The 16,191-nt window shown below is 68.5% G+C and carries 19 protein-coding genes; 5 read left to right on the plus strand and 14 right to left on the minus strand.

The window, feature by feature from the left end; genetic code table 11:
- Nucleotides 1-54: 54 nt before the first annotated feature.
- From K6U06_RS18275 to K6U06_RS18290, 4 genes are all read right to left on the minus strand, one after another.
- Nucleotides 55-1,500: an MmgE/PrpD family protein gene (locus K6U06_RS18275; RefSeq protein WP_262323404.1), complete on the minus strand. Its 1,446-nt coding sequence runs from the start codon at nucleotides 1,498-1,500 to the stop codon at nucleotides 55-57.
- A gap of 107 nt (nucleotides 1,501-1,607) precedes the next feature.
- Nucleotides 1,608-2,147: a YbhB/YbcL family Raf kinase inhibitor-like protein gene (locus K6U06_RS18280; RefSeq protein WP_262323405.1), complete on the minus strand. Its 540-nt coding sequence runs from the start codon at nucleotides 2,145-2,147 to the stop codon at nucleotides 1,608-1,610.
- Nucleotides 2,148-2,301: 154 nt separating this feature from the next.
- The gene (locus tag K6U06_RS18285) at nucleotides 2,302-3,684 is read right to left on the minus strand and encodes a citrate synthase (RefSeq protein WP_262323406.1); all 1,383 of its coding nucleotides are present in this window, start codon (nucleotides 3,682-3,684) and stop codon (nucleotides 2,302-2,304) included.
- A gap of 50 nt (nucleotides 3,685-3,734) precedes the next feature.
- A complete protein-coding gene (locus K6U06_RS18290) occupies nucleotides 3,735-4,904 on the minus strand; it encodes a citrate/2-methylcitrate synthase (RefSeq protein WP_262323407.1) in 1,170 nt (389 codons plus the stop codon).
- Between the two features lie 268 nt (nucleotides 4,905-5,172).
- Here K6U06_RS18290 and K6U06_RS18295 point away from each other — a divergent pair, with 268 nt between their 5' ends.
- The 3 genes from K6U06_RS18295 to K6U06_RS18310 all read left to right on the plus strand — a co-directional run bounded on the left by K6U06_RS18295 (nucleotide 5,173) and on the right by K6U06_RS18310 (nucleotide 6,340).
- The gene (locus K6U06_RS18295; RefSeq protein ID WP_262323408.1) at nucleotides 5,173-5,373 is read left to right on the plus strand and encodes a hypothetical protein; all 201 of its coding nucleotides are present in this window, start codon (nucleotides 5,173-5,175) and stop codon (nucleotides 5,371-5,373) included.
- Nucleotides 5,374-5,497: 124 nt separating this feature from the next.
- A complete protein-coding gene (locus K6U06_RS24820; protein WP_410051089.1) occupies nucleotides 5,498-5,788 on the plus strand; it encodes a helix-turn-helix domain-containing protein in 291 nt (96 codons plus the stop codon).
- 42 nt (nucleotides 5,789-5,830) lie between these two features.
- Nucleotides 5,831-6,340 (plus strand): DinB family protein, encoded by a 510-nt coding sequence (locus tag K6U06_RS18310; RefSeq protein ID WP_262323409.1) that lies wholly within the window; start codon nucleotides 5,831-5,833, stop codon nucleotides 6,338-6,340.
- An 89-nt stretch (nucleotides 6,341-6,429) separates the two neighbouring features.
- On the opposite strand, the gene icmF is transcribed toward K6U06_RS18310, so the two are convergent.
- The 3 genes from icmF to K6U06_RS18325 all read right to left on the minus strand — a co-directional run bounded on the left by icmF (nucleotide 6,430) and on the right by K6U06_RS18325 (nucleotide 10,959).
- Nucleotides 6,430-9,654, minus strand: coding sequence for a fused isobutyryl-CoA mutase/GTPase IcmF (gene icmF, locus K6U06_RS18315; RefSeq protein WP_262323410.1), 3,225 nt, complete (start codon nucleotides 9,652-9,654; stop codon nucleotides 6,430-6,432).
- Between the two features lie 16 nt (nucleotides 9,655-9,670).
- Nucleotides 9,671-10,228: a transposase family protein gene (locus K6U06_RS18320; protein WP_262323411.1), complete on the minus strand. Its 558-nt coding sequence runs from the start codon at nucleotides 10,226-10,228 to the stop codon at nucleotides 9,671-9,673.
- A gap of 92 nt (nucleotides 10,229-10,320) precedes the next feature.
- Nucleotides 10,321-10,959 (minus strand): DUF6036 family nucleotidyltransferase, encoded by a 639-nt coding sequence (locus K6U06_RS18325; protein ID WP_262323412.1) that lies wholly within the window; start codon nucleotides 10,957-10,959, stop codon nucleotides 10,321-10,323.
- A gap of 676 nt (nucleotides 10,960-11,635) precedes the next feature.
- On the opposite strand from K6U06_RS18325, the gene K6U06_RS18330 reads away from it, so the two are divergent.
- Nucleotides 11,636-11,890, plus strand: coding sequence for a hypothetical protein (locus K6U06_RS18330; protein WP_262323413.1), 255 nt, complete (start codon nucleotides 11,636-11,638; stop codon nucleotides 11,888-11,890).
- The gene (locus K6U06_RS18335) at nucleotides 11,887-12,312 is read left to right on the plus strand and encodes a TA system VapC family ribonuclease toxin (protein ID WP_262323414.1); all 426 of its coding nucleotides are present in this window, start codon (nucleotides 11,887-11,889) and stop codon (nucleotides 12,310-12,312) included. The genes K6U06_RS18330 and K6U06_RS18335 overlap by 4 nt, the downstream gene beginning before the upstream one ends.
- 37 nt (nucleotides 12,313-12,349) lie before the next feature.
- On the opposite strand, the gene truA is transcribed toward K6U06_RS18335, so the two are convergent.
- From truA to rpmJ, 7 genes are all read right to left on the minus strand, one after another.
- Nucleotides 12,350-13,150 carry a tRNA pseudouridine(38-40) synthase TruA gene (gene truA, locus K6U06_RS18340; RefSeq protein ID WP_262323415.1) on the minus strand — a complete coding sequence of 267 codons (801 nt, stop codon included), beginning with the start codon at nucleotides 13,148-13,150 and terminating at the stop codon, nucleotides 12,350-12,352.
- Nucleotides 13,151-13,262: 112 nt separating this feature from the next.
- Nucleotides 13,263-13,643 carry a 50S ribosomal protein L17 gene (gene rplQ, locus K6U06_RS18345; protein ID WP_262323416.1) on the minus strand — a complete coding sequence of 127 codons (381 nt, stop codon included), beginning with the start codon at nucleotides 13,641-13,643 and terminating at the stop codon, nucleotides 13,263-13,265.
- A 5-nt stretch (nucleotides 13,644-13,648) separates the two neighbouring features.
- Nucleotides 13,649-14,590, minus strand: a complete 942-nt coding sequence (locus tag K6U06_RS18350; RefSeq protein ID WP_262323417.1) for a DNA-directed RNA polymerase subunit alpha — start codon at nucleotides 14,588-14,590, stop codon at nucleotides 13,649-13,651.
- 31 nt (nucleotides 14,591-14,621) lie between these two features.
- Nucleotides 14,622-15,248 (minus strand): 30S ribosomal protein S4, encoded by a 627-nt coding sequence (gene rpsD / locus K6U06_RS18355; RefSeq protein ID WP_262323418.1) that lies wholly within the window; start codon nucleotides 15,246-15,248, stop codon nucleotides 14,622-14,624.
- 2 nt (nucleotides 15,249-15,250) lie between these two features.
- Complete coding sequence (rpsK, locus tag K6U06_RS18360; protein WP_262323419.1) at nucleotides 15,251-15,649, minus strand: 30S ribosomal protein S11; 399 nt, start codon at nucleotides 15,647-15,649, stop codon at nucleotides 15,251-15,253.
- Nucleotides 15,649-16,026: a 30S ribosomal protein S13 gene (gene rpsM, locus K6U06_RS18365; RefSeq protein ID WP_262323420.1), complete on the minus strand. Its 378-nt coding sequence runs from the start codon at nucleotides 16,024-16,026 to the stop codon at nucleotides 15,649-15,651. The genes rpsK and rpsM overlap by 1 nt, the downstream gene beginning before the upstream one ends.
- Before the next feature lie 11 nt (nucleotides 16,027-16,037).
- On the minus strand, nucleotides 16,038-16,151 hold the full coding sequence (rpmJ, locus tag K6U06_RS18370; RefSeq protein WP_262323421.1) for a 50S ribosomal protein L36: 114 nt from the start codon (nucleotides 16,149-16,151) through the stop codon (nucleotides 16,038-16,040).
- Between the last annotated feature and the right edge of the window lie 40 nt (nucleotides 16,152-16,191).

Raw genomic sequence — 16,191 nt, forward strand, 5'->3', positions numbered from 1 at the left:
GATTCGCTCCGATCTCCTTGGGGAATGCGGGGAGTACATCGCCTGCTCTTCGCCTCACGCGCTCGCTGCTTCGAGATCCCCGACGGGCTGGGGGCACAGGTGGCGCATCACCGCGGCGATGGTCGGGACATGCTCTAAGTCGCTGAGGATGCACAGCACCGTGGCCGCGACCTCCGTCCCGAGCACCGGGCTGGTGTTGGCGAGGAACTTGGCTTCCATCTGGTCTGGTGTCATGGGCCGCTGAGGCGTCCCGAGCGGGTGACGGCAGCGCCGGGTGAGCCGCTCGCCCGACGTGGTGATCAGCTCCACCACCCCACCCCAGTTGTCGGGGTACTCCCGGGTCGCGGTGTCGTCCTCGAAGACCACGATTCGCCGCGCGAACTCCCGCACCCGCTGATCGGCCAGCTCTGCGGGGCCATAGCTGTCGATGACCGGTGCGTCGTAGAAGAGGGACCGGGCGACGGTGAAGTGGATACTGAACTGGGCCCCCACCTCGTCGTGGGGCTCGGGGATGCTCCCCACATGGACCAGGCCATGCGCGGAGGTGCCGACGTAGACGCGGTCTATGTCAGACGCCGTCAGTCCCGACCCGGTCACCAAATCGGTGAACGCTTCGAGCGGGGCGTGAATGAAGTAGCAGCAGTTGTAGGCCTTGAAGCCCATGTGGCCGATGAGGAATTCCTCGCCTAAGCCCTCCACGATGCGAACCGGGCTGGGGTTCTGGGCGAACACCCGGCAAAAGCCCTTGGCGCCCTCGAACACCGAGACCGGGCCGGTCATGCCGGCGCGCGCCAGGGCCGCCGCCCGGATCCCGGCGGTGGTGGGGATTGCGGTGTGCATCCGCTTCACCGAGCCGCCCGTCTGGGTGTACTCGGTCAGGCCACCCGAGAAGCTACCGGCGATCGCCAGCGCGTGGGCCAACTCCTCAGCGCTGAGCCCCTGCAACAACCCCGCGGCGATGGCCGCTCCGAATGGCCCGACTGCAGGAGGCGTGTGGTGGCCGCTTCTCAGGCAGTCCGGGGACACCGAGTGCGCGACCCGCAGCATCACCTCCAAGCCGACCGTCACCGCCCGCAGCACCTGGGCCCCAGAGGCTCCCACCTGCTCTCCGATGGCCAGGGCCACCGGCACGATGACCGCCCCGGCATGGGTCTGCACCAGCGGTGTCGTGTCGTCGAAGTCCTGGGCGTGGCCGAACGTGGCGTTGGCGAAGGCGGCGAGCTCCGGGGAGGTGGCCGTGCCGTGCACGACGACCGTCGCAGAAGCCACTCCGCCCTGACGGCACACGTATTCGTGGACCTGGGTGCTCCAAGGCAACCGGGCGCAACCGACCTGGATGCCGATCTGGTCCTGTATGACCCGGGCCGCCACGGCCAGGACTGCCGGCGGCAGTTGGATCGAGCCGTGATACATGCCTAGCGCCGCCTCGACAACCCTCTGCGCTAGGTAGGGCAGCCCCGGATGAGGGACATCCGGTCGAGCCTCGATGTGGTTGGACACGAATAGTTCTCCTCTGCTGTGCTTCGGGGGGATAAGCGAGCGGGCAACGCCGACGATGCCGCTACTTGAAACAGAGCTGACGCGGGGTCGCAGGTGAGCGCCCGGCGCTACTCGACTTGGTAGAGCGCGGTGATCCTCGCTCGCGCCAGCGCGTTGAGCGTCAGGTTGAATCCGACATAGGCGGGGGTGGCTTCGGGACTCAGCCCGAGGTCGCTGACGCCAAGGGCGTGGACGGCGAAGACGTAGCGGTGCGGGCGGTCGCCATTGGGCGGCGCGGCCCCGTCATAGCCGCGCCGCCCGAAGTCGTTGCGCACCTGGAAGCCGCCGCCTGCAACCGCGACCTCCCCACCGGCGCCGGCCCCCCGGGGCAGCTCCGTGACCCAAGAGCCGAGGCCGACGACGGACCAATGCCAAAAGCCGCTGGCCGTCGGCGCGTCAGGGTCGAAGCAGGTGACCGCGAAGCCGGCGGTGTCCTCGGGAAAGCCGGACCAGGCCAGGTGGGGGCTGACGTTGCCGCCACCGGCATCGGAGAACACATGGTCCAAGGGAAGGGTGCCTCCGTCGGTCAGGTCTTCACTGGTCACCTCGAAACCGGGCAGCGCCGGGAGCAGGTCGTAGGGGTCGGGACCAAGCGGTCGGTCGAGCATCTCGTCTCTCCTGGTAGATGGCCGATGCCGGCGATTGCTTCTGGGCGACAAATGCTTGTGAGCGATGACCTCGCTTCGTGCCCGGCGACGACGTCCTCCGGCGCCCTTGTTGGAGGCACCCGCCCGAAGGAACCTCCTCAGGCGGGTACGTCTCTCAGGAGGGTCCTGGGCCGGTGTAGATCTCGTGCAGTCGGTAACGGTCAGATGTCCGGCCGGCCTCGATCAGGTGGCCGATCCAGCCGAGTGAGCGTCCGATGCAGAAGACCGCCTCGGAAGAACCTTCGGGCAGGTGGGTTGCGTAAGCGAAAGTGGCGAGCGCGAAGTCGATGTTCGGCTGGCGTCCGGTGCGCGTCTGGACTTGTTCGACCGTGGCCAGGGCCCGCTGCAGCCGCTTGCGGTCTATGGCATCGCTCTCGGTTGAGATCACCCGGAGCTGGCTAAGGAGTTCCTCGGCGCGGGGGTCAGCCCGGTCGTACACGGTATGGGTGAAGCCGAGCCGCCCAGGCGAGCACGGGTCGTCTTCGTCCGGTTGGAGGGACCACGTCATCGGCGAGCCTGCGGCGAGGAAGCGCTCGATGGCCAGGAACCCGGTCCCCGGTTCCGAGCCGCGGATGGCGCACATGCCAGCCATGAGGCTGCTCAGCGGATCGGCGCCGACCGAAGCGACCAGCCGGACGCACATGGTGGGGACCGCAAGGCCGTGGTCGGCCGACAAGATCACCGCGGTGCGGAGAAGAGAGCGGATCTCGGCGCTCGGGTCAGGACCGAGCAGCTGGTACGCGATCCGGTCGGCTAGCGAGTCACCTGGGCGACCCTCCCGGCTGCGGCTGCGAGGCGCTCCCGGTTTCGAGCTGCTCAGACAGTCGATCTCGAAGGCGACCGCCGCTCGCCCGAACCCCTGGCAGTCGTAGCCACCACTCGGCATCCGAAACGCGGCAGGTTCCCGGGGAAGCAGGGCGAAGGCCCGCAGGATCCGATCGAGCGGTGGGGTCATCCTACCGGCGGCGTCGGCGGCGTGCACCAGGTCCAGATGCGCGGCCCAAGCCTCGGGATATTCCCAGGCCCGGTGGTCGCCGGGCGGGTCGACTCCGGCGCTGGAGCCTCCATCGGCGGCGCTGTCCCAGATGAACTGGCCGGCGGCTTCGATCGGCCACAGCCGTGCCAGCTTCACCGCGTCGACACCGTGGTAGTAAAGAGCGCCGTCGTCCACGAAGGTGATCGCCGACTCGATGACCACACCTTTGCTCCCTCGGCGCGCCTGGGTCTTGCGGCCCCGCGCTACGAGACGCTCCACGTCGTCGCGTCGGAACTGGCTCCTCCGGCCATCACCCGGTTCTTTGCGGAGCAACCCCCGGCTCACGTACGCGTAGAGCGTCTCCCTCTTCACCCCGAGCCTGTTCGCGGCCTCCTCGGCGCCGATCCACGTGCGGACGTCCTCCGCGCCAAGAGCGATTGCGCCGCCGCAGGCTTGCGCATCCTCGGGCTTGTCCGGGCATCCCGATCCTGGCACGATCTCTCCCGTGGGACCCTTCGCCACGCGGCCATCCCGATGGCTACTGTAGCGCTCCGCGACCGCCGCGGTGGCGCTCATGCCGGGCCCTCCTGCGCAGCCAAAGGCCTCTCGGGCATGCCGACGTACAGCTGCGCGGGGCGGCCGATCCGGCGGGTGGGAGAAAGCAGATATTCCCTCCAGTGGGCGATCCAACCAGGCACCCGGCCAAGAACAAATAGCGGAGTGAACATCTCGGCGGGAAAGCCAAGTGCCCGGTAGATGATGCCCGAGTAGAAGTCAACATTCGGGTAGAGGCGGCGAGCTAGGAAGTACTCGTCGCACTGCGCGACATCCTCCAGTCGAAGCGCCAGGTCAAGCAGCGGGTCGTCCGGGGCGAACTCTCGCACCACTCGAAGAGCCAACGGACGGATCACCTTGGCCCTGGCATCGGTTGTCTTGTACACCCTATGCCCGAAGCCCATTAGGCGGAACTCGTCGGCAGGGTCTTTCGCCCGGTCCACGAAATGCTGCAACGGCCGCCCGGACGCGAGGATCTCCTGCAGCATGTCCAAGACCGCCTGATTAGCGCCCCCGTGGAGATGCCCCCATAGGGCATTGATCGCAGCAGTGACCCCGGCGAAGAACCCGGCTCCACTCGAGGCGACCAGGCGCAGCGTGGCGGTGGAGCAGTTGAGCTCGTGGTCGGCATGAAGGATCAGGAGGGTGTTGATCGCCTCCACCGCGCTCGGATGAGGCGTGAACTCCTCGCCGGGCAGGGCGAAGCACAACCGGAGGAAGTCCGCTACGTAGGGCAGGCGGTGATCGCTGCGCAGCGGAGGGAGACCGCGACGAGCACGAAGCGCATGACTGGCGAACACCGGCATCGCCGCCAGAAGTTTGACCGCCGCCACCTCGAAGCACGCCGGATCGCAGTCGATGCCGTCGTTGAAGCTGGAGAGCGCGCTGGTCGCAGCCGACAGCATCATCATGGGATGGGCCGTCAAGGGGAAGAAGTCGAAGAGCCGGTCGAACCCGACGTGAGGGCTTCCCAGCGGATCGCGCACCTTGCCCTGGAACACCTCCATCTGCCGCCCATCGGGCAGGTCACCGTAGATGAGGAGGTAGGCGACTTCGAGGAAGGACAGCGTCGTCGCTAATTGCTCGACGGGGTATCCGCGGTAGAAGAGGCGCCCTTGCTCGCCGTCAACAAAGGTTATCGCCGACTGATACGCGGCAGTTACCGAGTAGCCGGGGTCATAGGTCACGACGCCATACTTGGCCAGAGCAGACACATCGAAAGCCCGACGGCCCATCGTAGGAATACGGATAGGAACCTCTATCTCCTCCTCACCGACCGTTAACAGAGCTGCGGTTTCAGAATTGTGGTCAATAGCCACTGCGCCGTCTGCTCCCTCATGCGTCAGCCATGATCAGGCTCGTCACCATGGACTGTGTCTCCCTAAAGACAATTACATGTCTTCCAATTCACGACAGACGTAAATTACAAGCATCGGGTCAGGACCATCTCCCCGAATGATCAACAGCTTGCTCAAAGGACTCGCTTTCGTCAACCTTGATTACGCAATCAAGGGCAGCAAGTTCGGGCGAGAGAAGGGCACCAGGCCGCGGGTGAAGACCTCGCTTCTGGCCGGCCGTTACTGGACGGTGAAACGGACCCTGCCGAGCCACAACGCCCGAACGTTGGGTCTACTGACGTTCTCGTGGGTGGGTTGATTGGCCATCCGCGCTGACACCCCGTGTGGGGTGGTGGGCGGCGCCGGTGGCGGGCGATCGACCCGGGGACGGTGATGGTGGAGTTGGAGGCCGACGCTCCCCGGGTGCGCTGCGGGCGCACGGGGTGGTCGTCGCCGCAGTGCCGTGGGCGAGACCGGGATCGCGCTTCACCCGGGCCTTCGAGGATCTTTGCGCCTGGCTCGCCGCGCACGCGTCGAGGGCGGCGACCGCCGAGACCGAATGGTCGTTGTGCTGGCCCAGCGGGGTGGGAACGTCGCGCTCGAGGCTCATGATGTCTCCCGGGTCACAGCCGAGCGTCATCGACGGGCTCTTCTCGAGGCCCGACGTCGCATATCTCCACGCCCGCGACGTGCTCGCCGGCTGCTACATGTTCACCGTCGAACGCGCATCGTGAACCACGCCCGGAGACTCGCCGCGGCCCGACGATGATGGGTGGATGAGCGATACCTTCCCGAGTCCCACGATCCCGACCTCCTCGCGCTCCGAGGTCTTCGTCGGCTACCTCGACTACTTCCGGGCCCGGATCATCGACAAGGTAGGTCAACTCGGCCACGACGGCCAGCGCATCAGCCGGTTGCCGTCGGGGTGGACGCCCCTCGAGATGGTCAAGCACCTCAGCTTCGTCGAGCTGCGCTGGTTGGAGTGGGGGTTCGCGGGACGCAACGTCACCGACCCTTGGGGAGACCAGCGCGACGGGCGGTGGTATGTCTCTACGGACGAGACCGCCGACCAGCTCCTCTCAGCGCTGCGAGCCCAGGGCCAGCGCAGCCGGACGATCATCGAGGCCAACGACTTGGGCACCGTCGGCCAGCCGGGTCCCCGCTGGGACGGCGACGACCCGGCCACCCTCGAGCGCATCCTGTTCCACCTGCTCCAGGAGTACGCCCGCCACCTCGGCCACCTTGACGTTGTCGTCGAGCTCGCCGACGGACCGGTCGGCGAGTAGCACTCAGCACCACCGACCGGCCGTCAGGGCCCGACAGACCCGCCCGGCATCCCCAATCGACGCCGAAGCGGCGTGCTCAGCCGGGCCGGCTACACGCTGCGCCGGTAGCGACCCCCGACGGAGAACAACGCGTCGGTGATCTCGCCGAGCGAGCACACCCGCACCGCGTCGACCAGCACCGCGAAGACGTTCTCGCCGCTCAGGGCGGCGTCTTGCAGGCGTTCCAGCATGGCCGGGCGGTCGTTGGCGTGCGCGGCCTGGAAGTCCCGGAGGCGTTTCAGCTGGGACTGCTTCTCCTCGTCGGTGGAGCGGGCCAGGGGGATGGTCGGCGTCTCGGTGGCGTGGGGGGCGAGGAAGGTGTTGACCCCGACGATCGGCAGGCTGCCGTCGTGCTTGCGGGTCTCGTAGAGCATCGACTCGTCTTGGATCCGGCCCCGCTGGTAGCCGGTCTCCATCGCGCCGAGGACCCCGCCGCGCTCGGAGAGCGCCTCCAGCTCGGCCAGCACCGCTTCTTCGACCAGGTCGGTGAGCTCGTCGACGATGAACGCCCCCTGCAGCGGGTTCTCGTTGACGGCCATCCCCCACTCCCGGGCGATCACCAGCTGGATGGCCAGGGCCCGGCGGACCGAGTCCTCCGAGGGGGTGGTCACCGCCTCGTCGTAGGCGTTGGTGTGGAGGCTGTTGGCGTTGTCATACACCGCGCACAGGGCTTGGAGGGTGGTGCGGATGTCGTTGAACGACATCTCCTGGGCGTGCAGCGACCGGCCGGAGGTCTGGATGTGGTATTTCAGGCGCTGCGAGCGGGCGTTGGCCCCGTACCGGTCGCGCATGGCGACCGCCCATATCCGTCGGGCGACGCGGCCGATGACGCTGTACTCGGGGTCCATGCCGTTGGAGAAGAAGAACGACAGGTTCGGCGCGAAGTCGTCGATGTCCATGCCCCGGGCCAGGTACGACTCGACGTAGGTGAACCCGTTGGCCAGCGTGAAGGCCAATTGCGAGATCGGGTTGGCCCCGGCTTCCGCGATGTGGTAGCCGGAGATCGACACCGAATAGAAGTTGTTGACCTGGTGGTCGATGAACCATTCCTGTATGTCGGCCATCACCCGCAGCGAGAACTCGGTGGAGAAGATGCAGGTGTTTTGCCCCTGGTCCTCCTTCAAGATGTCGGCCTGGACGGTGCCGCGCACCGTCTTGTAGGTGCGGGCGGCCAGCTCTTCGCGCTCCGCGGCGTCGGGCTCGCGGCCCTCCTCCTCGACGAAGCGGTCCACCTGCTGGTCGACCGCCGCCGCGAAGAACATGGCCAGGATGGTCGGCGCCGGCCCGTTGATGGTCATCGATACCGACGTCGCCGGGTCGCACAGGTCGAAGCCGGAGTAGAGGACCTTCATGTCCTCGACGGTCGCGATCGACACGCCGGAGTTGCCGACCTTGCCGTAGATGTCGGGGCGTTCGGCGGGGTCGAATCCGTAGAGGGTCACCGAGTCGAACGCGGTGGACAGCCGGGTGGCGGGCTGCCCCTCGGAGAGCAGCTTGAAGCGGCGGTTGGTCTTGAACGCGTCGCCCTCGCCGGCGAACATCCGCGCCGGGTCCTCGCCTTGGCGCTTGAACGGGAACACCCCGGCGGTGAAGGGGAACCGGCCGGGCAGGTTCTCCTCCCGAAGCCACCCGACCAGCTGACCGTGGTCGTCGGTGCGCGGCAGCGCCACCCGCGGGACCCTGGTCCCCGACAGGGTGGTGCGGTACATCTCGTGGGTGCCCCCGCCGGCGACGACCGTGTCGGCTTTGTAGGCCTCGACCGTCGCCGGCCACTCCTCGAGCAGCTCGGCGGTGTCCCGGTCGAGGGCCCGGGCCGCGTCGGCAGCCAGTTTCTCCACCTCTGTCCTGGCCGGGCCCTCCGCGGGGAGCTGGGCGGCCACCTCGGCCAGCTGCTGGGCCCGCCGGGCCGCGCCGGCCTGGTCGTCGGTGCGGGCGTGGTAGGAGCGCACGGTGTGGGCGATGTCGGCCAGGTAGCGGGTCCGCTCCGGGGGGACCACCGCCGCGCCGGGCGTCGAGGTGCGGGTGGCGACCGGGTCCAAGCGGCCGCCGGGCGGGAAGCCGAGCCGGGCGGCCAGGTACTGGTAGAGGGCGGTGACCCCGTCGTCGTTGAAGCGCGACGCGACGGTCCCGAACACCGGGAGCTCCTCGCGGGGGACGCCTATCCACTCGTCGTTGCGGGCCAAGAGGCGGCGCACGTCGCGCAGCGCGTCGGGGGCGCCCCTCCGCTCGAACTTGTTGATGGCGACCGCGGCGGCGAAGTCGAACATGTCGATCTTCTCCAGCTGCGACGCGGCGCCGAACTCCGGGGTCATGACGTAGAGCGGCACGTCGACGAAGGGGACCACCGCGGCGTCGCCCTGGCCGATCCCGGGCGTCTCGACGATCACCAGGTCGTAGCCGGCGGCCTTGCACGCCGCGATCACCTCGCCCAGATGGTCGGGCAGCTCGCTGGCCGCGCCGCGCGTCGCGAGGGACCGGAAGTACACCCGGTCGGGGTCGAGGGCGTTCATCCGGATCCGGTCGCCGAGCAGCGCCCCGCCGCCCTTGCGCCGGGTCGGGTCGACGGCGATGACCGCGATGCGCAGCTTGTCCTCCCGGTCGACCCGGAAGCGTTGGACCAGCTCGTCGGTGAGCGACGACTTGCCGGCGCCGCCGGTGCCGGTGATGCCGAGGACCGGCGCGGCGCTGGCCCCGGCACGGGCCCGCAGCGCGTCCAGGTCGGCGGCGGGGAGGGCACCGTTTTCCACCGCGGTGATGGTGCGGGCCAGGACCTGGGCGCCGCCGCCATCGAGCTCGCCGACCAGGCCGGCGGGCACGTCGAGGGGCCGGTCGCACGCCGCGACCATCGTGTTGACCATCGCGGCCAGGCCAAGGGTCTGGCCGTCCTCGGGGGAGAAAATCCGGGCCACCCCGTAGTCGTGCAGCTCGTCGCGTTCCGCGGCGACGATCACCCCTCCCCCGCCGCCGTAGACCTTTACGTCGCCCCGGCCTTCGGCCCGGAGCCGGTCGACCAGGTACTTGAAGTACTCGACGTGACCGCCCTGGTAGCTGCTGATCGCGACGCCTTGGACGTCTTCTTCGACCGCGGCGGCCACCACCTCGTCCACCGACCGGTTGTGCCCGAGGTGGATGACCTCGCACCCCTGGCGCTGCAGGAGCCGGCGCATGATGTTGATCGCCGCGTCGTGACCGTCGAAGAGGCTGGCGGCGGTGACGAAGCGCACCGGGTGGGCGGGAACGTGAAGCTCTCGGGGTGCGTCGAGGTCAGCGGACACCCCCCTAGGATACCCTTTAGTCGGACGTCCTAGCAATCTTGAGCCAGGTTGTCACGTACCGCCGGCCACGGCGTGCTGCGGTCTCGTCGACTCCCAGCCAGGTGACAGGCCGGTCGGGGTCGCACATCCCTGCCGCAGCGGTCTCTGCCACATAGACGCTGTTCGCGGCGCACCACCCCATGCCCACCTCGGCGGCCACCGCGGCCACCGACCGGCTCTCGGCGCCGACCTGGCGGGCCACGAACTTCCGGCAGCGGGCGGTCTGGCGGCGGCGTCGGCCCACCTGGTCATGCTGCTCCACGAACGTCTTGCGCTCGCAGTCGCCGTCGTCGCAGCGCCGCTGACGCTTCGACCACATCACCCTCACCCGCCGACCTCCATGCGGAATGTCACGCAGACGCACCCGGCGCCGTCCCCGACTCGAGGTCCTCAACCCTCCGCAATCCGGGCACGCCAACACCGGCGTCGCCGTCTCGACAGTCACCACCAGCTCCCCGCCCTCAGCGTCCTCCGCCGCGTGCACAGGCGTGAACCCGCGCAACCCGAACAGCACCGACGTAACCTCATCATCCACCCGTGGCCTCCTGACCTGTTGCCTTCGACAGCACTCAGGTTGGTGAGGCCACGGGGCCCCTGGGGGACCACCACCTCAAGTGATACGAGCCCTCAATCCTTCGGCAACTCGAGGCCGGCGCGGGCGGCGATCCCGATTACGAACTCGTCCAGGAACTCGTCGTCGGGCGCAAGTGGATAGGCCTCGTAGAAGGCTTCGACGACCTCTCTGGCGCTGGCAAAGCCGGTGTGAGGCCACATGACGATCATGTCAGCTACGTCGTTCGGGGCGGCTCGGTACAGCTTAATGATGAACACGTCCCGGATACGTGCCCCCAAGACCAGTAGCCGAGGCCGATCGAGCAGAGCCGTGCACATCCTCCGGTCGAAGGAGGCCGGGGTGAACATGGCTGCGTTCGCGTTCAGCCAATCGGGAGCCAGGTCGTGCTCCATCGCCACGCTGGCGATCACCACCCGCAGCTCGTCGCCGAAGCGCTGAATGCGGTCCACGTCCTCCGTACTGTCACGAAGGTCGTGCCATGCCAGGAGGGAGCCACCGACAATGACCACGACGTGCTGAGGCCCCGCCGGAGCGAGGCGGTCACCCACCTCGCCGACCAGTGCCCGGATCGCTGCGCCATCGAGTGGCCGGACGGCCATCAGCCCTTCCCGCGCCACAGGCTGGACGACGGGATCATGATGCGGCGAGCGGCCTTCCAAGGCTCGGTGAGCGCAGGTATCCGCCTGGTCCATGCGGGCCGAGCACAGCCGGCGTCGTCAGCGAGCTTCTCCGCTATCCCGGCAAGCAGGTTGTCGAAGAAAGTCGACCCCGACGCTGGCGGGGCGGCCCGGATCGCCGTCGCCGTCAGCTCTGGGTGGCGAGTCAAGTGGTCGAGAAACGCTCGCAGCCGCGGCCACACCGGTTGGTCCTGCCCGGAGCGGTCCCGTTCCCACGCATCCGTGAGCTCTGCAAGCCGCGGCCCCGAAGCTGATGGGCGTCGGCCAAGATCGAGTTCCTCGCCCAGGGCCCCCAGCAGCTTCTCCAAGGTCCCCGTCGCGGGGTCGAGATGTCCCCTCTCGATCCGGCAGATCGTCGTGTAGGAGACGTCGGAACGTGACTGCTCCGGACCCCGATGAGCTGAGGCCCAGCTGAGGGCCGGACAGCGTTTAGAGCCGCGAAAGTGCTAGTCAAAGGCAGATTAGGGCTGTGTCGGCGGCCATCAGATTCTCGCCTTCGGCGGTTCGTGAGCCTCGTTACAGCTGATCCCGAGGACGTCCATAGCGGTGCGGAGCAGCTCTCCTGGAGGGGTGGACGGCGCGAGATCACGCCGATGCAGCGCGGGTCGTCCACCGCGTCGGCGAACGTGACCCGGGTTCCCTCTCTCTCAAGGCATCACGGCATCATGTCCCCTGACGCTATGATGCAAGGGTGCGAACGACGGTGACCCTCGACCCTGACACCGAGGCGCTGGTCCGCCGGCGGATGGACGAGCGCGGCGTCAGCTTCAAGCAGGCCCTCAACGACGCCATCCGAGAGGGGGCCATGCGCCCCGCCTCCCGTACCCCGTTCCGGACCGCGGCGTTCGACTTGGGCGTGCCGACCGTCAACCTCGATCGGGCCCTTCAGATCGCCGGCGACTTGGAGGACGATGAGCTCATCCGGAAGATGCGCGCCGGCAAATGAAGCTGGTCGACGCCAACGTCCTCCTCTACGCCGCGAACACCGCCGACCCGCACCATGAAGAGGCCCGGCGGTGGCTGGACGGCGCGCTCAGCGAGCAGGAGACCGTCGGCTTCGCGTGGCTGGTCTTGACCGCCTTCTTGAGGCTGGCGACCAAGCCAGGGCTGTTCCCTCGGCCGCTGAAGGTGCCCGCCGCCATGGGACTGGTCCGGTCGTGGACCGAGTGCCCATGCGCGCTGCTCGTCGAGCCGACGTCGCGCCATCTAGACGTCCTCGCCGGGCTGCTCGGCGGCGTGGGCACAGGGGGCAACCTGGTGAGCGACGCCCACCTGGCAGCCCTGGCTGCCGAGCACGATGCGACGGTCATCACCTACGACAACGACTTCGATCGCTTCCCCGGCGTCCGCTGGCACCCTCCGAGCTGACTGCCGGCCGCACCCCCCGGCGCGGCGGCCGGGTGGCTCAGTAGTCGACTTCCCACAGGCACAGCCCCTGGGGCGGGGCGAGCTGCCCGGCCGCGGCCCGGTCCCGGGCCCGGATGATCCCGGCGACGTCGCCGGCCCGGCGTTTGCCGGTGCCGATCTCGACCATCAGCCCCACGACGGAGCGGACCATCTGCTGGCAGAACGACGACGCGGCGATCTCGAAGCGGAGAATCCCCTCCCCCAGGTCCTTCCAGTCGGCGTGGCGGACCACCCGCACCAGCGACCCGGTCGGCACCGGCGGCCGCCGGCAGAACGACGCGAAGTCGTGCTCGCCGTAGAACGGGTCGCACGCCAGGCGCATGGCGGCCAGGTCGAGGGGCTTGTCGACGTGCCAGGCCGTGTGGGCCAGGAACGGGTCGGGCACCGGCCGGTTGACGATGGTGTAGCGATACCGCCGTCCTTTGGCGTCGTGGCGGGCGTCGAAGCCGGGGGCGGCGATCTCCGCGGAGCGCACGACCACCGCCGGGCGCAGCGCCTTGGTGACCGCCCGGGCCAGGGCGGCGGGATCGACGTCGGCGCGGGCGTCGAAGGACACGACCTGCCCCCAGGCGTGGACGCCGGCGTCGGTCCGCCCGGCGCAGGTCAGCTCGACGGTGTGGCGCAGGTGGCGTTCGATGGCCCCGGCCAGGACCCCGGCGACGGTGACCTGCCCGGGCTGCGCGGCGAAGCCGTGGAAGCCGCCGCCGAGGTAGGCGACGACCATCCGGACCCGCACCGACTCGCGGGTGGTCACCGCCGAGGGGGCGTCGGGGCCGGCCTGGATGCTGAAGAGGGTCATGGGTGTGTGGTGATCGAGGTGGGGAAAGCGGCCCGGGCGCGACAACGCCCCGCCCGCCAGGTCAGGCCTGAGGGTGCGGGGCGCCGGCGAGGGACCGCAGCGGTCCGGTAGCTCAGACGAACTCGATGCGGGCCATGGGGGCATTGTCCCCGTGGCGGGGGCCGAGCTTGAGGATGCGGGTGTAGCCGCCCTGACGGTCGGCGTAGCGAGGCCCGATCTCCGCGAACAGCTTGCTGGCCATGTCCTTGTCGCGGATGAACGCGACGACCTGGCGCTGCTGGTGGACGGCGGTCTCGGGGTTGGCGCCGGCCCGCTTGGCCTTGGTGACGCACTTCTCGATCACCGGGCGGAGGGCTTTGGCCTTGGCTTCGGTGGTGACGATGCCTTCGGCGGCGATCAGCGACGCCACCAGGTTGCCGAACATGGCCTTCTGGTGGGCGGCGTCGCCACCGAAACGGCGGCCCTTCTTGGGCCTAGCCGGGATACCAGTCATTGGGCTCAGCCCTCCTTGCTGCGCAGGGACAGGCCCCGCTCGTCGAGCTTGACGAGGACCTCGTCGAGGGATTTCTGGCCGAAGTTGGTGATCGCGAGGAGGTCGTCCTCGGTCTTTTGCACCAGCTCGCCGACGGTGTTGACCTGCGCCCGCTTCAAGCAGTTGCGAGGCCGCTCGGAGAGGTCCAGGTCCTCGATGGGCAGGTCCAGGTCGGGGGAGCCGGTGGTCGCGGCGCCGACGTCGCCGAGCTCCAGGCCCTGGGGGGCCTCGCTCATCTCGGCGACCAGGCCGACCAGCGAGCGGAGGGTGTCGCCGGCGGAGGCCAGCGCCTCGCGGGGGCTGATCGACCCGTCGGTGGTGATGTCGAGGATCAGCCGGTCGTAGTTGGTGGACATCTCCACCCGGGTCGGCTCGACCACGAACGCCACCAGGCGGATCGGCGAGAAGATCGAGTCGATCGGGATCACGCCGATGGTGGTGGACTTCTTGTTGCGGTCAGCGGAGACGTAGCCCCGGCCCCGCTCGACGGTCAGGTCGATGGCCAGGCGGCCCTTGGCGTTGAGGGTGGCGATGACCAGCTCGGGGTTGAGGACCTCGACGTCGCTGGTAACCGCGATGTCCCCGGCGGTGACGGTGGCGGGGCCCCGCACGTCGATGCGGACGGTGACCGCCTCGTCGCTGGTGGAGCGCAGCACGACGTCTTTGATGTTGAGGATGATGTCGGTGACATCTTCCTTGACGCCGGGCAGGGTGGTGAACTCGTGGAGGGCTTCGTCGAAGCGGACCTGGGTGACCGCGGCGCCGGGGATGGACGACAGCAGCGTCCGGCGCAGCGCGACACCGATGGTGTGGCCGAAGCCGGGCTCGAGGGGGCCGATGGCGAAACGCTGCCGGTTGCCCTCCTCCTCGCCGAGCGCCTCGACGGAAGGGCGTTGGATGATCAGCATGGGGTCTCCGAATACTGGAGTAGGAAGGCGATTACTTGGAGTACAGCTCGACGATGAGCGACTCGCGCACCGGGACGTCGATGTGCTCGCGAAGCGGGAGTTCCCGCACGGTGACCTCGGCGCCTTCGGCGCCGGTCTCGAGCCACGGCGGGATCTGCCGGTCGAGGGTGTCGAGGTTGTGGCGCACGACGATCATGTCGCGGGACTTGCCCTTCAAGGCGACGACGTCGCCCTTGCGCAGCCGGTAGGACGGGATGGTCATCCGCTTGCCGTTGACCAGCACGTGCCCGTGACGGACCAGCTGGCGGGCCTGGGAGCGGCTGGCGCCCCACCCGGCGCGGAACACGACGTTGTCGGCGCGCAGCTCGAGCATCCGCAGGAGGTTCTCGCCGGTGATGCCCGCCTGGCGGTTGGCCTCGACGTAGAGGTTGTGGAACTGCTTCTCCAGGATGCCGTAGATACGGCGGGCCTTCTGCTTCTCGCGCAGCTGGGTCAGGTACTCCGAGCCCTGGCGCATCCGGTCACGGCCGTGCTCGCCGGGCGGGTACGGGCGGCGCTCGATCGGGCACTTCATCGAGTCGCACTTCGGGCCCTTCAAGAACAGCTTCATCTTCTCGCGCCGGCACAGCCGGCACACGGGACCTGTGTAACGAGCCACGACTACACCCTCCGCCGCTTCTTGGGGCGGCAACCGTTGTGGGGAATGGGGGTCACGTCCTTGATGCCCGCCACCTCGATCCCCGTGTTCATGAGCGAGCGGATCGCCGTCTCGCGGCCGGAGCCGGGACCTTTGACCATCACGTCGACCTTGCGGACGCCGTGCTCCATGGCCCGCCGGGCGCACGCCTCGGCGGCCAGCTGAGCGGCGAAGGGCGTCGACTTGCGGGAACCCTTGAAGCCGACGTTGCCGGCGGAGGCCCAGGCCAAGACGTTGCCCTCGGGATCGCTGATCGACACGATCGTGTTGTTGAACGAGCTTTTGATGTGCGCCACCCCGTAGGTGACGTTCTTGCGCTCGCGGCGGCGGGGGCGACGCCCGCCCGGCTTCGGCTTGGCCACTACTTCCTAACCTTCTTCTTACCGGCGACGGTCTTCTTCGGGCCCTTGCGGGTGCGGGCGTTGGTGTGGGTGCGCTGGCCGTGGACCGGGAGGCCGCGGCGGTGCCGGATCCCCTGGTAGGAGCCGATCTCCATCTTGCGCTTGATGTCTTGGGACACGTCCCGGCGGAGGTCGCCCTCCACCTTCAAGTTGGCGTCGATCCAGGCCCGCAACCGGCTGACCTCTTCGTCGGTCAGGTCCCGGACCCGGGTGCTCGGGTCGATGCCCGTGCCCTGGCAGACGGAAGCGGACGCGGTGCGTCCGATGCCGTAGATATAGGTGAGGGAGATCTCGAGACGCTTCTCTCTCGGGATGTCAACGCCGGCGATTCGGGCCATACGGTCTTCTCCTAGCCCTGCCGCTGCTTGTGGCGGGGATTGGTGCAGATCACCATGACGCGCCCATGGCGCCGGATGACCTTGCAGTTCTCACAGATGGGTTTGACGCTGGGACGGACTTTCACGACGGCTCCAAAGCCTCGCAGGCGGTGATCTCAGGGGATG

The organism is Acidiferrimicrobium sp. IK (assembly GCF_025499425.1).
Classification (GTDB): Bacteria; Actinomycetota; Acidimicrobiia; order Acidimicrobiales; family Palsa-688; genus Acidiferrimicrobium.

Coding starts and splice junctions, on each gene's coding strand:
- K6U06_RS18325 (WP_262323412.1), bottom strand. CDS start 10,959: ATGGACCAGGCGGATACCTGCGCTCACCGAGCCTTGGAAGGCCGCTCG.
- K6U06_RS18280 (WP_262323405.1), bottom strand. CDS start 2,147: ATGCTCGACCGACCGCTTGGTCCCGACCCCTACGACCTGCTCCCGGCG.
- K6U06_RS18310 (WP_262323409.1), top strand. CDS start 5,831: ATGAGCGATACCTTCCCGAGTCCCACGATCCCGACCTCCTCGCGCTCC.
- K6U06_RS18295 (WP_262323408.1), top strand. CDS start 5,173: ATGATCAACAGCTTGCTCAAAGGACTCGCTTTCGTCAACCTTGATTAC.
- rplQ (WP_262323416.1), bottom strand. CDS start 13,643: ATGACTGGTATCCCGGCTAGGCCCAAGAAGGGCCGCCGTTTCGGTGGC.
- rpsM (WP_262323420.1), bottom strand. CDS start 16,026: ATGGCCCGAATCGCCGGCGTTGACATCCCGAGAGAGAAGCGTCTCGAG.
- K6U06_RS18350 (WP_262323417.1), bottom strand. CDS start 14,590: ATGCTGATCATCCAACGCCCTTCCGTCGAGGCGCTCGGCGAGGAGGAG.
- truA (WP_262323415.1), bottom strand. CDS start 13,150: ATGACCCTCTTCAGCATCCAGGCCGGCCCCGACGCCCCCTCGGCGGTG.
- K6U06_RS18335 (WP_262323414.1), top strand. CDS start 11,887: ATGAAGCTGGTCGACGCCAACGTCCTCCTCTACGCCGCGAACACCGCC.